Annotated in this window: 10 protein-coding genes; all 10 read right to left on the bottom strand. The window is 39.4% G+C overall.

The features are described 5' to 3' along the window. Positions 1 to 230 precede the first annotated feature (230 nt). Positions 231 to 632 (bottom strand): VanZ family protein, encoded by a 402-nt coding sequence (locus tag BCL90_RS22235; protein ID WP_121287405.1) that lies wholly within the window; start codon positions 630 to 632, stop codon positions 231 to 233. 10 nt (positions 633 to 642) lie between these two features. Then, positions 643 to 1,023 carry a glycine cleavage system protein GcvH gene (gcvH, locus tag BCL90_RS22230; RefSeq protein ID WP_121287404.1) on the bottom strand — a complete coding sequence of 127 codons (381 nt, stop codon included), beginning with the start codon at positions 1,021 to 1,023 and terminating at the stop codon, positions 643 to 645. A gap of 219 nt (positions 1,024 to 1,242) precedes the next feature. Continuing rightward, positions 1,243 to 8,442 carry a T9SS outer membrane translocon Sov/SprA gene (sov, locus tag BCL90_RS22225; protein WP_121287402.1) on the bottom strand — a complete coding sequence of 2,400 codons (7,200 nt, stop codon included), beginning with the start codon at positions 8,440 to 8,442 and terminating at the stop codon, positions 1,243 to 1,245. 11 nt (positions 8,443 to 8,453) lie between these two features. Then, positions 8,454 to 9,038 (bottom strand): Holliday junction branch migration protein RuvA, encoded by a 585-nt coding sequence (ruvA, locus tag BCL90_RS22220; RefSeq protein WP_121287400.1) that lies wholly within the window; start codon positions 9,036 to 9,038, stop codon positions 8,454 to 8,456. Positions 9,039 to 9,044: 6 nt separating this feature from the next. Further along, a complete protein-coding gene (locus BCL90_RS22215) occupies positions 9,045 to 11,366 on the bottom strand; it encodes an NADP-dependent malic enzyme (RefSeq protein WP_121287398.1) in 2,322 nt (773 codons plus the stop codon). Between the two features lie 185 nt (positions 11,367 to 11,551). Then, positions 11,552 to 12,955, bottom strand: a complete 1,404-nt coding sequence (locus BCL90_RS22210) for a lytic transglycosylase domain-containing protein (RefSeq protein ID WP_121287396.1) — start codon at positions 12,953 to 12,955, stop codon at positions 11,552 to 11,554. A 206-nt stretch (positions 12,956 to 13,161) separates the two neighbouring features. Beyond that, positions 13,162 to 14,580 (bottom strand): Asp-tRNA(Asn)/Glu-tRNA(Gln) amidotransferase subunit GatA, encoded by a 1,419-nt coding sequence (gene gatA, locus BCL90_RS22205; protein WP_121287394.1) that lies wholly within the window; start codon positions 14,578 to 14,580, stop codon positions 13,162 to 13,164. 18 nt (positions 14,581 to 14,598) lie between these two features. After that, positions 14,599 to 14,799 (bottom strand): Sec-independent protein translocase subunit TatA/TatB, encoded by a 201-nt coding sequence (locus BCL90_RS22200; protein ID WP_029287719.1) that lies wholly within the window; start codon positions 14,797 to 14,799, stop codon positions 14,599 to 14,601. 11 nt (positions 14,800 to 14,810) lie between these two features. Next, positions 14,811 to 15,170: a Sec-independent protein translocase subunit TatA/TatB gene (locus BCL90_RS22195; protein WP_121287392.1), complete on the bottom strand. Its 360-nt coding sequence runs from the start codon at positions 15,168 to 15,170 to the stop codon at positions 14,811 to 14,813. 47 nt (positions 15,171 to 15,217) lie between these two features. Next, positions 15,218 to 16,513, bottom strand: a complete 1,296-nt coding sequence (locus tag BCL90_RS22190) for a murein hydrolase activator EnvC family protein (RefSeq protein ID WP_121287391.1) — start codon at positions 16,511 to 16,513, stop codon at positions 15,218 to 15,220. Positions 16,514 to 16,683 lie beyond the last annotated feature (170 nt).

Genomic DNA, 16,683 nt, shown 5'->3' with positions numbered 1-16,683 from the left:
CTATCAGACTGTAGAAAAGCAGAAAGGTTTGTTAAGGTGTGTTAAAAGCTTGGTAACATTTTAAATACAGCCTGAGGAAGGTAATCAGATCAAACAGGAAGATTGATCAGTAAGAGGATTATTTTTGCGTCGAAGGATAGCTGTTATAATACACTTTCGGGCAATTACAGTTCTTTTTAAAAATACTGCAGCCGCTTAAACCTATAGCCGCGATTACAACACAGATGATACTAACTTTTCTTATCATTGAAGTTTAACTTATGGAGCAATACATAACTAAAAACTGCCATTGATGCGCCTAACATATCACAGCCAAAATCCCACCATTCTGCAGAGCGATAGGTAAAAACTTTCCATTGTAATAGTTCAATTCCGCCGCCGATGATGGCGCTGACCAGTAAAACCTTAAAAATGGTTAGGGTGCTGAAAGCGTAGGTATGCTGATATTTTATTTTACCATAGAAAAGTAGGATAGATAAAACAAAGAAAAAGCCCATATGGGTCATCTTATCAAAACCTTCAAAGAAAAAGCCACTTTTTCCAACGGAATCGGAAATGTGCATATTACAAAACACCAAAACAACAACTGTCCAAAGAATGGCCCACTTTTGCTGTTTTAGTGTTTTGTACAAAATATTAAGATTAGGCTCCTACCAATTCCTGGTAAGCTGCTGCTGTTAATAAACCATCTACTTCAGCTAAATCAGCTAAAGATACTTTTACCATCCATCCTTGTCCATAAGGATCAGAGTTAACCAATTCTGGGTTATCGTTTAATTCAGCATTAACTTCCAATACTGTTCCGGTAACTGGCATATATAAATCAGATACCGTTTTAACAGCTTCTACAGTACCAAAAACTTCTTCTTTAGCTACCTCGCTACCTACAGTGTTAATATCAACATAAACGATATCACCCAATTCGCGTTGCGCAAAATCAGTTACGCCAATATAAGCTTCATTACCTTCAACTCTAACCCACTCGTGGTCTTTAGTGTACTTTAATTCTGATGGAAAATTCATTATTTTATATGTTTTGAAATAAGTTATTTAAGTTCGTTGCTTTATCAGGCTTGCAGGCATAGCTGCAAAAATTTAAGCATTTCTATCGTTTACACTCCAAAAATACGATTTACTTTCACATATCGCAATGCCTGGCAAATTAACTTCCATAAAAGATTCACTCCTGCTTTTCGTTCATAGCTTACCAATCAGGCTCTACCTGTCTAAGCCACTTATTTATTAATTCAGTGTAAACCTTAAACTAAAACCGAAATTACTAAATGAGGTATTAAAAGTTTGTGAGGTATAAGGTTTGGTAATATTCGAATCGTAAAATAACTTGACATTAAACTTCTGGTTTAACACATAATCTACACTTGGCCTAAGCGTAATGTTTTTTGCCCCTGAAGAAACCTCAGCTTCGGTAACATCGGCACGGTAAATCACCGTTTTATTATCGCGGATAGCTACATCTAACTTAAAATCCATATTGTTATCCATTTTCAGGCTTTTAAACCATCCGAACGGGAAACGGAATTTGTTGGTACGGTAACCCAATCCCAAAACCATGTTATTTTCTGATAATTGTGCTAACTGACTGTTTGATAAGCTAAGTCCCAACAAACGTGAGCGGTTTAATTCGAAAGAAGCGGTCAGGTTATTTTTAAACCTCGTATCAACGCCAACCAAGGGAGAAAAATATTCTGAAATGGTTACCTGAGCAAACTGGTATTCTGGTAAAAAGTTATTATTTACATCCCTACTACTCACGGCACCATTAGTTTCCTGGTAACGCAATAATGAATTAAAGCCATTAATATTATAGGCCGAACGATAGCCATGACGGATATCGACAGATGAAAACTTATCGGCGATAAAAGGAATACGTGTCAAACCGCTATAAGTGAAACTCCAGTTTGGAAGCGGTATTTTAGGGAAAGCATTCATTTTGGTTTTATCTGCATCTTTACCTGAATAAGCAGCCATAAAAGCAGAGATAATTACGTCCTGGCTCTCCTTACTGTAACCATCAGCATAACCTCCATTGATGCCTCCCGAATTTGGATTTTCAGCGCCCAGCCTTCTGGAAATAATTATCCTATTGGCCATAAACTGATTAAATAGTCCTGAAATAACGGTAGAGTTGCTTTCTTTAAATGCCGTACCCAAAGCGATGTACGATACGCTATAATCTCCCGTGGTAATTGCACTCAGATTCTCGAACGAGGATACGCTGGCCACGTATCTGAAATTTGTAGAAAAGTTTCTTGTTTGTGCTTTATTGGCTTTTAACGTAATCCGTAGATCTCTAAAAGGCTCTAGTAAACCGGTAAATTGAAAATCCTCTCTTAAAGTATTTACATACAATTGGTTCTGTAAAGTATCGGTTGTTAACCAGCCATTATTCAGGGCCATATCCCTGATATCCCGCTGACTACCAAATGCAAAACCTAAACCTGGTGCGCCCGTTGCATTGTCGATACCGAAATACTTCGTGGTTGGCAAATAACCCGGGAGAAAAATACCTTTAGTTTGTACGAAACTGGCATTAACGTTTTTTAAACTGGTTAAAATGTTGACAAAAAAGTTCTTCACTTTACTACCGTCCTGATCATTACCAGCATTCCTGATAAAGCCAAATTTGTTGTACAACGTAGTCAGGTTTAACGTTGGATTAACCTGTACAGTCCTGCTGTTTTGTACGGTATTACCCAAGTTAATATTGGGATCCAGTAAGGTAGAAAGCGGTTCCGTTTGCCAGTTAAAGTTGGTACCATAACGGGTTTTTACAGTAACCCAGTTTAGCCCTGGTATTTTATCAATTGGTAAATTATAGGTAACGTTTAAATTGTGGTTATAATCGGTTGTACGTCCCAAGCGTTTTAAGTTTTGCCAAACAGTATCGCGTTTCATGCCGTCAATTCGTCCATCCGGTTCATCAATGATCGAATAATTTGTGGCATTAAAATCTAACTGTAGCGAACGGGTAAGGTTCCATGCGATACCATAAACCCGGCTCATGGTAAAGTTTTTGTTAAAGGTAGTACCATAACCACTCTGGTAAAGCCCGATGGTGTTATTCGGATCGTTATTCCGTAAGGTATTTTCTGAATATAAGCGGTCTACATCAATCCTGAAATTAATCGCACTTGGAAAAATACTGAAGTTAAAATCCTTTAATAAGGCCAGCATGTTGGATTTTATGATCTTTTCAAACGGCGCTATCGTTTTCGCTTCTTTACTATAGCTGTACTGCAACGATGCCCTATAGGTATTCTGAATACTGCTTTGATTAATAAAATCGCGATGATTATATTGGGTATAAGCATAACTTGCCGCAAAATTCTCAATATCCCAAAGGCGGACAGGTTTATTGTTATTGGTCCGTTCTTTTCTAACATTGGTAAAGTTTATCCCTCTTCGAACGGTATAATCCTGTGCAAAATTTAAAATCGAATCTTTTTGTTCTTTTGTAGATTGCTCCAAGGCATTTTTAAGCTCAATATCTGGTGTCCTTGGATTGTATTGCGGAGTAGAAACCTGTTTAGAGTAACTCACAAACATCGGAATTTTCACGCCTGATTTTTGCGGCAAAAACTTGCCTAATTCCATTGCAGAAGAAACATCAAGCAATACATTATCTGCACGGTTCCGCTCGCTCACTTTCGAATCAATAGATCCAAAACCGATGGTAGATTTACTTCCGGAAATATTTACATCGGCAAAATCGGCTAATTTTAAGTTCAATCTTCCGGTAGCTGCCCAACCACCTCTTTCGTCGAATTCAGTTAATCTTAATTCGTTAAACCAAACCAGCGCATTTTTATCAAGGCCATCATCATTACGTTCATCATTGGCGGCACGGAGCGGATTTTTAACACCCACCATATATACCCTAACTTTGCTCATATCAGGTTGCCCTTTAACGATGATTGTTCTCGTTCCGTCGGTATAGGTAAATGGTACATTTGTAGGCCATGGTTGTCCGTTAGCTTGCCTGGCAACGTTACGGGCTAACTTTGCATTTTGAAAAAGAATTAAATCAATATCCATTCTGTTGGCTTCCGGCCAAATGGCATCAGGATCGCTTGTACCTGGATTGGTTACCTTTAACGGGATTACATATTCATAATAATTATCCTGGTTATCGGTTCCGATTCTTAAGAATGCAGCGACGTCATTATCATTTAAAATCTGGTTATTAACCGCCTCGGCATGAATAAACATTTCCAAGTGTTTGTAAGATCTGAAATCGCTGTAAGCTGTTTTAAATGCAGCCCTACCATAACCATCTCTTAACGATTTTACGATAACGGATAGTGATTGCTCATTTAAACGCGTGTCGCCACGATAATTGCTATAGTCGCGTTCGCGGAGAATGCCTGGAGGGGTAACATAAGGAATTGGTGACCGTTTTCCATTTTCTTCAATGTTTACTGTTGATACTTCAATAGTAGAATTATCAGGTGTAAGTGCAGGCAAAGATGGATCGATGATTACTTGTGCGGCCTGGTTCAAAGCATTGTACCCTCTCCATTCCCCGCGGATCAATTGTAACTTCGCGAAACGCATTACAGCAGTATCAGCAAAATTGGTCATAAACATCCTAAAGAAACGGATAGATTTAAAATCCTGAATACCACCTACCCGATCCTGGTACTCGCTAATCGGGATTCTGAACTGATACCATGAAACGGCCTGCGTATTTCCATTGGCCAGTTTTACCTGCGAGGTTACTTTATCTGTAATAAAATTCTGTCCAACATTTAAATCTCCCGGGCGCATCGACACTTTATACTGAAAATACTCATCACTTTGCGTCATGTTATTATCGCGGTTGATGTCTTCCCCATCGGGTAAAGAAGTGGAAGCAGAATTTTCAAGCCCTAATTCTTCCTGCGATTGCTGCGAAGTTTTAGAGTTCCCTTCAGTTCCGTTATATTTTTCATAGCGTTTAAGAATACCTGCATTAATCTGATCTAATGCCGGGCCCCTGAAATAAGTATAATTATCTGATGATGGATCGGCATCAAGAGCAGTTGAAGCTGTTGCATTTAGCTGCGATTTGATCTGAGTAATTGCTGAAGCAAATTTTACTTTTTCATCAGCATCAGATAATCCGTCCAAACCTACATCCTGTGCTCTGCGAGAATTGGCATTGTTATCGAAAGCCTGCACAACGGGTTGTAATTTCGGCACGCGTCCCCAAACGGTTTCATCGTATTTGCCCGGATCGTTTGTTGCAGGCAAACCATTTTCTAAAGATTTTCTTCCATCTTTAAGAATATCTTCCGAAATATTTCCCAGATTGAAATAGATATCTCCACCTGCCGAATTTGGCTTATAAATAAATGGGTCCATTACCCAAAATTCGATAAAGCCAACATTTAGCGCTTCAAAATCGTTTGTTTCAATCTTTCGCTGAAAACCTCCCCAATTATTTCTGGGTTGCAACAAACTTCCATCTGGCCTAAAATCAGTGGTACGGAAATTATAAGGTCCCCTAACGGTTGGATAAAAGGCTACATCCAAAGTGGTAAGGTTTAAGGCCTGCCCGGTTGCCGTTTCCTTAAAAGGAAAAACCTCCTGCTCAATTACCTCTCTCACATAGTGATTGGAAAGTTCTCCCTGGTTGCCCCTGATATTGGTCGGAGTGGTAGATGCCGCAGAATTATAAAAAGTTGGGTCGATGTTATAAAATGCAATTCTTGCCCTATTGTAACCATAAGATAAATCATTGGATTTATCAAACTCTGAGAAAAGCTGTGGCGTACCAGACAGCTGCCAGGCAATGGCACTCTTTAAATCGATTACCGATCTCGATGCTTCAAAATCATCTAAATAACTTACCCCGTTTTTACTACCGGCAAAATTCAGCGCCCTTGGGTGACCTGGTATCAGTTGAGCAAATTCACCGTAAAACGTTACACTTGACGGTGCTTTAGTTGAAATGAAAGGAAGTTTATCAACCAGTTTTGTTAAAAACCGCGAAGGTGAACTATAGTTAATATCTGCTCCCCAAATGGTATTCGAGATGGGTTCTTCGCCGATGTTTACCTTTTGGGTTAAAGGTTTTTCGGTCAGGTTCATAATCGTACCCCCCAGGTTTAGTTTATTGTTTACACGATAATCTAAACGGGTTCCGAAAAGCGACCGCTGTTGCAGACCAAAGGTTTCACTATTTTCTGTGGTGATTCTAATGGGTTGACCAGATACCAAAAGTGCCTGGTTGATGATACTTACACGTCCACCCTGATAATCGACCGTAAAATCTACTCCTTCGGTCAGCGGCATTGTTCCTGCAAAAACCTTTACCGATCCTTCCGGAACATTAATGGCGTTTAAGCTGAACTCAGAAGAAATATCAGACTGGTAATTTACCTTAATGGTATACCTGTTTTGGTTTTGAAACAGCTGCCTCGCGATGGTTTGTGTTGAATCGTAAAGTGCAGTAAACGTATATTTATTGATCAATGCCTGTTCGCCCGGCAAAAACTTTGCAGCCAAATCTTTACCAAAGGGTTCAATCACAGGAAAAATAATCCTCCCGTTTGCCGGATCGATAGTGATATAACCCGAATTGGTATTGGTAACCAATGAGGTTTGCCCATTGCTACCTACACCAAACATACTGGCCTGGTTAGCATTACTTGCCGTAGAATAAGAACCAAAAGCATTATTTGCAGCTACAAAATCGAAAACTCCATCTGGTCTCCGCTCATTCTGCTGATTTAAGCGATCGAATTCGGTCAGGGCAATCCACTGTTTATTAGCGGTATTCTGACCTTCTGTCATTACCGGATTGTCCACCCCTGTTTCGTTATCGATACGGTAAATATCAAGTTTAAAATTCTGACTGCTGATCTGATATCCGCCGATAGAGTAAATATTTTTCATCATCAGATCCCATGTTGGAAGCTGGATCTTAGTGGTTTCGTTCTTTAGTAATTTGGCATAAAGTACTTTTGGATTAGCCGCATCAAAAGAAACATCGGTAGAAAACTCACCCACCTGATACTCCACCCCGTTATAGGTATAGCGATAGGCAACTGCTAAAACTTCGTCGGCATTTAGCGGATTATTTAACGATAAATAACCCAGTTGTGGCTGAAAAGTAAATTCGCGATCTGTTAACTTTCTAGCATAAACCAATTTAGCAAAATTATCGGTATTGCTACTGTTAGCTGGCGTTGTTTGGAAGAAAGAAAGAACAGCATTAGAATTTGTCTGCCTGATAGCACCACCCTGATAAGCATTTAATTGCGAGATCAAGTTGTTTGATTGCTGTGGAAAACCAGTAGCGGTAGTTCCTGCCGGCAGACCAGAAGTACCTCCGGTAATTAAATTATTGTTAAAAGGAACGTTTTCACCCAAATCCATCAAACCCAATACATCTCTGGAGTCGGTGGTATTTCCTGCTTTATTGGTAATCCAAACCTCAATTTTGGTAATCTGGATCGGAGAGGTAATAATTGGTGCGTTAGCCAGGTTTTTGTTATAGTTATTTCTAAAATATTGCGACAGGAAATAATGTTTATTGGCTTCGTAGCTATCGATATTTACCGTAGTGGTATTTTGCTGTGCCCCATTGGTAATTTTAATCTCTCTGGATTGAGATTTTTGTTGGGTATAAACACTCGTTACGTTTAAACGCCCGAATTTTAGCTGTGTTTTTATCCCAAAAAGTGCCTGTGTTCCAGTAATCAATGAGGTATTTAAAGGCAAACTCACATTCCCGGCTTCTATTTTTTGAATAATGTCATCTACACCGCCTGTATAATCCAGTTTGATTTGGTTTTCAAAATCAAACTGCGCTTCTGTATTATAGTTACTTTTTATTTTTAGCTTGGTTCCAATATTTCCAACCAGGTCCATCTGGATCCTTTGGTTAAAATCAAAATTGGTTTGTACCCTTTGTCTTTCGTTAAAAAGCGGGTTTTCATTTTTATTTACCCTTCCTAAAAAAGTAAGCTCGGCCTCACCACGCGGCTGAATATCAATCGTTGTGCCTCCAAATAGTTTTTCAAAGGCTTTACTGTTTACCTGAATCTGCGGAATAATACCGGTGCTTCTATAGTCGCTCACTTCAGCATTAGAAATGCTACGCCAGTTACCCCTTTTTATTTCACTGTTTACCAGCCTTTGGTACTCATCAATGGTAAGGTATTGGGTGTTGAGAACGAAGTTTTCGCCGATGAGTTCTTTAACAACATAACGCCTGTTTTTTGCATCGTATTCTACAACACGCTTTAAATTACCAGGTGATGGATAAAATGGATTAACTGCCGGACTAAGCCCTAAACGTTCTTTTTCCCGTAGACTAAAATTGTTTTTTGGGGTAATAGTATCCGTTTTGCCTGGAACAACTTGAGCATAAGTGGTTTGAGAAGCAATTAAAAAAAGAGGAATGAGAAACAGAAATCTAGATATTCTATTCAAAGGCGTTAAATCTATAAAGTTTTCAAAGCTTGTTTAATTAGTTGCTCTACCGAAAGACTTCCCTCTGTCACTTTTAATATCTGATCTATAGTTTTTTCGGCGGTTTGTTTGGCGAATCCGAGCATTACCAATGCTGATAACGCCTCATCTTTAACAGTATTGTACTGAGGCATAGAAATTAATGAGTCAGCACCTTCTTTTTTTAACTTATCCTGCAGTTCCAAAACCAGGCGTTGTGCGGTTTTTGCACCTAAACCCTTAATCCGCTGTATGAGTGGCAAATCCGCCTTAACAATTGCAGTTTGAATCTCAACGGGGGTAATGGAGGATAAAATCATCCTGCCCGTATTAGGTCCGATACCCGATACCGAAATTAAATGTAAAAATAAACGGCGTTCGCCTTCATCAGCGAAGCCGTATAATGTATGTGCATCTTCTTTTACATGCAGCCAGGTATATAATTTGCACCTTTCTGCATCGCCTAAAGCGCTGTATGTATTTAATGAAATGTTTATATGATAGCCTATACCTCCGGCTTCAACCACAACATAGGCTGGGTTTTTAAATGTCAATCTACCATCAATATAGGCGTACATGTAATATTACTTTTTAGTTGTTTTTCCAAATATACCTTTTCGTTTCGATGTTGCAATTTCTTCTTTTGCCTGCACATCTACAACAGCTATGGTAACCATATTAACGATTTCACGTACAGAACTACCTAATTGAACAATATGAACAGGTTTATTCAATCCTAACAGGATCGGACCAACTGCTTCGGCACCACCAAGCTCTTGTAACAATTTGTATGCAATGTTTCCCGCCTCCAGATTTGGAAACACTAAAGTGTTGGCCGGGGCATCTGCCAAAGTGCTAAATGGGAAATTATCTTGTAATAGTTCGTTGTTGATTGCAAAGTTTCCCTGCATTTCTCCATCTACCACAATTTCAGGGTGATTTTGGTGAAGAAGCCTTACCGTTTCCCTTACTTTGTTTGGGGTTACCCCATCGTTAGAACCAAAGTTTGAATATGATAATAAGGCAATACGCGGTTTGATGTTAAACTGTTTAACAGATTTATCAATCAACAGCGTGATATCAACCAGCTCTTCTGCAGTTGGATCTACGTTTACAGTGGTATCGCCAAAGAAAACAGGACCTTTTTTGGTCATCATCATGTACATACCTGCAACGCGCTTAACGCCTGGTTCTACACCGATCACCTGCAGGGCAGGTTTAATAGTAGCACCATAATTTTTGGTCAGACCAGAAATCATGGCATCGGCCTCGCCAAATTCAACCATCGAAGCGCCATAATAGTTACGGTCTCTCAATAGTTTTGTAGCATCACGCATCGAAGAAACTCCCTTGCGTTGGCGTTTTTTGAAAAGTGCTTCTGCGTATTGCTGGGTTTTTTCAGGATTCTGCATCTGATCGATGATCTCTACTCCCCCAAGTTCAAGCGCATGCTCATCAATAATGGCTTGTATCTTCTCTTTATTCCCCAAAAGAATGGGAATGGCGATATTTTCATCTTTTACAATCTGGGCAGCTTTTAAAATTTTATAGTTATCAGCCTCTGCAAATACCACACGTTTAGGATCCATCTTCGCTTTGGTCGTTACCGCCCTCATGATGGCATCATCCAAACCTAAACGTTTCCTTAATTCTTCATTGTAGGCATCCCAATCGGTAATAATTTTTCTGGCTACGCCACTTTCAATTGCAGCTTTTGCTACTGCAGTTGATACTTCGGTAATTAACCTGAAATCAACAGGTTTTGGAATGATATAATCACGCCCAAATTTTAAATTACGCGCATTATAGGCCAGGTTAACGGCTTCTGGAACCGATTTTTTAGCCAGTTCGGCAATTGCCCTTACCGCAGCAATTTTCATGGCTTCATTGATACTGGTTGCCCTAACATCAAGCGCTCCACGGAAAATGTAAGGAAAACCCAGTACATTATTCACCTGGTTCGGATAATCAGAACGACCTGTCGCCATGATCAGATCCTTACGGGTTTTAATTGCCACTTCATAGGCAATTTCAGGATTTGGATTCGCCATTGCGAAAACAATTGGGTTTTTGGCCATCCCCACCAACATATCCGGAGAAATGACATTTGCTGCTGAAAGTCCAATAAAAACATCAGCCCCTTTCATGGCCTCCCCGATATTAGAAATACCTTTTCTGGTGGTCGCAAAGCTCATGCGGATATCATCCAGATCGGTACGGTGGATATCAATTAATCCATTGATATCGAACATCACCAAATTCTCTTTTTTAACCCCTAAACTCAGGTACATTTTAGAGCAGGAAACTGCAGCAGCACCAGCACCACTCACCACAACCTGGATTTTATCTATTTTCTTTTTTTGAATTTCGCAGGCATTTAATAATGCTGCACCAGAAATAATGGCTGTTCCATGTTGATCATCGTGCATTACAGGAATATTCATCTCCTGTTTTAAACGGCGTTCAATCTCAAAACACTCCGGGGCCTTAATATCTTCCAGATTAATCCCCCCAAAAGTTGGCTCCAAAGCTTTAACGATTTTTACAAAATCATCTACATTTTCGGTATCCAGTTCCAAATCAAATACATCGATGTCGGAGAATATTTTAAATAGAAGACCTTTGCCTTCCATTACCGGTTTACTTGCTTCAGGACCGATGTTGCCCAGCCCCAAAACGGCTGTTCCGTTACTGATTACTGCAACTAAATTACCTTTAGCGGTATATTTGTAAACATCCTCTGTATTATTTGCTATTTTTAAACAAGGCTCTGCAACTCCTGGAGAGTATGCCAGGGTTAAATCCCTTTGCGATGTTGTTGGTTTAGTAGGTACTACTTGTATCTTTCCGGGACGGCCCTGCGAGTGGTAATCCAACGCATCTTGCTTTCTATTCGTATTACTCATTAAGTAACTTATTAGTGACGCCGCAAAGGTACAATTCTTTTTATGAGGCTTAAAATAAAAAGCTGTTCATAAATTAAACCAGATGCGAAACTAATCTGCTGGTAACGCCAAATAGATTAAACCAATTGTTACCAGGCGATTTCAGAATACTTGACCAATAAGAAATCATGGTTCAGTTTAAGGTATTATCCCTTAGTAATCTTCAATATCATTCCAACTTGCAACCCTGCTTTTGATAAACGGTTGTCTCTTCTGATACTTTGAACGGTTGCACCCTCAAATTTCTCTGCAATTTCAGACAGGGTATCGCCGGTTTTAACCTTGTAACTTAAAAATGATGGTGGTACTTTTAATGGCGTACGGCTTTTGGCGTAGATCTTTAATCTTTGTCCTGGCACCAGCGTTTTGCTTTTTAAACCGTTCCAAACCCTTAAATCCTGTACTTCTACACCATATTTTTCGGCAATGGCTGTTAAACTTTGTCCTGAGGTAACTTTATGATAAACTACAGCCGATGTAGCTATACTTTTAGTTTTTTTCTTTCTTAAATCCCTTACATCGTCGGTACTGGCAGCCACCACTTTCATGTTTACATCCACTTCCTGATTGTTTAACACATCATAAATACCGGCATAGTCGATATCCCTTAACTTTGGCATTACAATACGCTTTGGCTCATCATCTGTACCGTTTACAATCTTTTTCTTGTAGGATGGATTTAAGGCTATAATCGCCGTCTCATCAATATTCAACACTTTTGCAAGTGTAGATAGCGAAACAAAACGGGTAGTTTGAACGGTATCAGTTTTTAAGAACATGTTCGAAGCCTGTGCCGTAATCTGATGTTTGTGGGAATAGTTCATCACATAAACCGCAGCAATAAATGCCGGTACATAGTTTCTGGTTTCCTTAGGCAAAAACTGTCTGATTACCCAAAAATCCCTTGATCCAGCTTTTTCAATAGCACGATTAACGTTCCCTTTTCCGCAGTTATAAGCAGCAATGGCCAACAACCAATCGCCAAGTTCTTCAAAAGCATCTCTAAAATAGGCTGCCGCAGCATAACTGGCCTGGATAGGGTCTTTGCGCTCATCTACAAAATTATCCATCTTAAGCCCATAGGCCTTTCCAGTACCAAACATAAACTGCCAGATACCCGTTGCCCCTACTCTCGAAATCGCATGCGGATTCATCTGCGATTCGACGATAGTTAAATATTTTATTTCCTGCGGAATGTTATAGTCTTTTAAAGCCTTATCAAAAATCGGAAAGTAATAACTTGATAAGCCGATCATTTTACCGAACATATCTTTGCGCTTGGCATAAATATCGATATACTGCTGAACGTATTCGTTGTATGGAAGGGGTACCGTTTTAGCAATAGAATCCAGCCTGAGCTTGTAGATAAAGTTCTGTCCCATGGTTAATGGGTTTTCAGAAACAACTGGTACAGCTACAGTATCGGTATTGATAAAGATGTTGTTATAAATCTTCGGAAGACTATCCAGTTTGAGTGTTTGTTGCGCAGAAGAGGAAGAAACGTATCCTAAACAAGCACAAATTGAAGCAAAAAGTAATTTTTTAATCATGGGCTATTGGTTCAAATTTTCATTAACCGTAGTTTGTGTTTTCACAAACCTTTAAACAGATTCCTTTTTCTCCCACAATAAGGAAAGTTAACAATCTACGAACCTTCCAGACTACGCCTGGAAAACAGTTAATAAAATGCCATTGCCATACTTACTATAATGCCTTTTGCATTAAAATTGCTTCGTAACCCGCAATGACGATAAAACTATGATAAAAATGCCTGAGAAAAAGCCAGAAGCTTATCTTCCTCAAAATGTTTGGCTGTAAATTGTATACTTAACGGTAAACCTGCCGCATTATTGCCTATTGGCAAAGCAATTGCCGGATTGCCGCTTAAAGAAGGTAATACGGTAAAAATATCGGCCATGTACATCACAATTGCATCCTGAACATGATCACCAATTTTAAAAGCTGCTGTTGGCGCCACAGGAGACAGAATAAGATCGTAATCCTGAAACAGAAGATCCATTTTTTCTCTAATCAATCGACGAACCTGTTGTGCTTTTTGATAATATGCATCGTAATACCCTGCACTTAAAACAAAAGTACCCAAAAGGATGCGGCGTTTTACTTCTTCGCCAAAGCCTTCGGCACGCGATAATTTATAAAGTTCATTCAGGGATTTTGCTTCCATATTACGATGTCCGTAATGAACACCATCATAACGCGAAAGGTTGGAAGAAGCTTCGGCCGTTGTTAAAATATAATAGGCAGGAACCAGATAATCCAACAGATCAAAAGAAACATACTCAACAGAGTGACCATCAGCCTTAAGCTGTTCGATTGATTTTAAAATAGCAGATTTGATTTCGGGATTAAGGGCTTCGCTCTCAATAGTTTCCTTTAATACTGCTATTTTTTGTTTTTTACGCTCATTCAAATGGGCAGGATAATCGGGTACTGCAACAGGAGAAACTGTAGAATCATAATCGTCAGCACCAGCTAAAACCTGTAAGAGCAAAGCAGCATCTTCTACTGAAGATGTAATGGGACCAACCTGATCGAAAGAGGAAGCATAAGCAATAACGCCATACCTTGAAATACGTCCGTAGGTCGGTTTAAGTCCTATTTGTCCACAAAAAGCAGCCGGTTGTCTTACCGAACCACCAGTATCGGTACCCAGGGCAGACAAACACATATCGGCCTGAACGGCAACAGCAGAGCCGCCTGAAGATCCACCCGGAACAAGTTCGGGATTTGCCGCATTTTTAGCAACCCCATAATATGACGTTTCATTGGAGCCGCCCATAGCGAATTCATCACAGTTTAAGCGGCCGATAATAACGGCATCTTCCTGTAACAAACGTTGCACAACTGTAGAAGAATATGGAGATACAAAGCCTTCGAGCATCTTTGATGATGCCGTAACGATATGGCCTTCATAACAAATATTATCCTTAATACCAATTACCATCCCAGCGAGTTTACCCGCAGTACCATCTTCTATTTTCTGCTGTATCGCTTTCGCCTGAACTTCGGCCGATAAAAAAAACACCTCATTAAATGCATTGAGGTGTTCATTTTGTTCAATTTGCTTAAAATAATAAGCTAATAAATCGGGTAAAGTTAATTGCTTTTGCGAAATGAGTGTTTGAATCTCCTTAAGAGAGCTGTATTTCTTCAAAACTAAAAATTATTGCAATTAAACAGTTTTATCACGGTTAGACGGATCTACTTGCTCACCATCAACGCCATCTTTACCATCTTTAAATTCTTTAACACCTTTACCTAAACCTCTCATCAGTTCAGGAATTTTTTTACCACCAAATAATAACAATACCACTACCGCAATAATGATAATTTCTGGTGTTCCAAGCATTGCTGCTATTGTTGTATTTAACATAACCTTTTTGTTTAAACTTTTTCTTTGTCAGTTATAATTTTTTCGTCCGTAGGCTTTGCCAAATCGATATGTGGCACACTTGACTCAACCTTTTCATCAACAGAAGGCTCTTCTGCTGGATGATGGCGTTGACTATGGTTTACCGCTGTTTCTTCTGCTTCTTCTTTATCTAAATCCATTGCATTTATATTCCTATGGATTTCACGCTTAACACCATCAGAGGCATCTTTGAATTCTCTGATCCCTTTCCCTAATCCCCTTGCAAGTTCAGGTAATTTTTTACCTCCGAACAACAATAGAACTACCACTAAAATGAGTACGATCTCCGATCCACCCATATTTAAAAACTCTAATAACGTGCCTTGATACATCACTAATATAATTTATACAAATATAGACATTTTAACTTGTCTTAAGTTTATTTACTAATCCAGGCTTCAGGGTTTAATGCTGCCTGTCCCCTTCTGATCTGAAACTTCAGAACCGCATCATCACCAGTATTGGCAACAACCCCAATGGTTTGTTTGGTATCTACAGAATTACCTACACTCACGCTAACCGATCTCAGGTTCTGATATACTGTAAAGTATTCACCGTGGTTAATTAAAACCACCGTTCTGCCCATCATTACCTGAACTGCAGCAACCTTACCTGCAAACACAGCCCTAACCGGTGCCCCATCGGTAGTAGTAATGTCTACCCCGTCGTTGGTATAACTTGCCTGGTCTATTTTATGCATACCAAACCTTTCTGTTATTGTTCCTGTAGCTACAGGCCAAGGTAACCTTCCCCTGTTATTTTCAAAACCTGCCGACAATCTCGCTGCCTCTGGTGTTGCGGTAAGCAATTCTCCAGTTGATTTCGCTTTGGCTGCAGGTGCAGCCGGAGCAGTTGGTACCGGTTTATTTTCTGCCTTGGCTTTTGCTGCCGCAATCCTTGCTTCTTCAGCCGCTTTTCTTCTGGCCTCTTCGGCAGCCTTTCTTCTCGCTTCTTCAATAGCCCGCTGGATTGCTGCTCTAATGGCCCTGTCTATCTGCGCCTGCTGTTTTTTACGGCTGGTAATGTCTTGCTTATACTGTTTTTCGTCCTTGCTGAGTTTCTTCAACACGACAGATTGTTCACTTTTATCTTTACCTAAACGTTCACGTTCTCTTTCCTGTTCCTTTAATAAATCACTTTTTTCCCTAAGCGTTTTATCCAAAACTTTAATCTTGCCGTTCAGGTCCTGTTGTGTATTTTCAATGTATCCAGCCTGTTTTTTTCGGTATTGGCTAAACTGCTGTAAATATTTAATCCTTTTATATGCCTGGTTAAAATCCTTCGCTGCAAAAATGAACATCATTTTATCGTACGAATTTCTGTTGCGCTGGGCAAATCGGATCATGCCCGCATACTCTTTTTTAAGATCGCCTAACTGACCTTGTAATGTATGTACGGTATTTGTGTTCTGAGAGATTTGGTTATCCAGATTTTTTATTTCAGAGTTAATCGTACCAATTTTATCCTGGCGCAACCTAATCTGGGCATTGATGGTATTAATCTGCTGTATAGTAAGCTTTTTACCACTGGCAGTTTTATTCAAATTCTTTTGAAGCTGTTCGATTTCACGTTGGATAGCTTCTTTTTTCCTTCTGAGCTGGCTTTCAGTTTGTGCAACTGCCGAAAGAGTTAACACGCTTAAAAAAAGGATAAATAGGAGTTTTTGTAGCTTCATTAAGCCAAAAGTATAAAAATTTTACAGTAAAAAGTATTTAAAATTGAGATACTAAGGTCATAATCACTTATTACAGAACCGTCTTCACTTAATCTTCATATAATACAAAGATTGCCAAACAGACTGTTGCAATGCAGCAGATCCATTTGGCAAACCATTACATTTAACTG

This window comes from Pedobacter alluvionis (assembly GCF_003664035.1).
GTDB classification, from domain to species: Bacteria; Bacteroidota; Bacteroidia; order Sphingobacteriales; family Sphingobacteriaceae; genus Pedobacter; species Pedobacter alluvionis.
The sequence above is the reverse complement of the archived record's forward strand: the minus strand, read 5'-3'. Positions and strand labels throughout refer to the sequence as shown.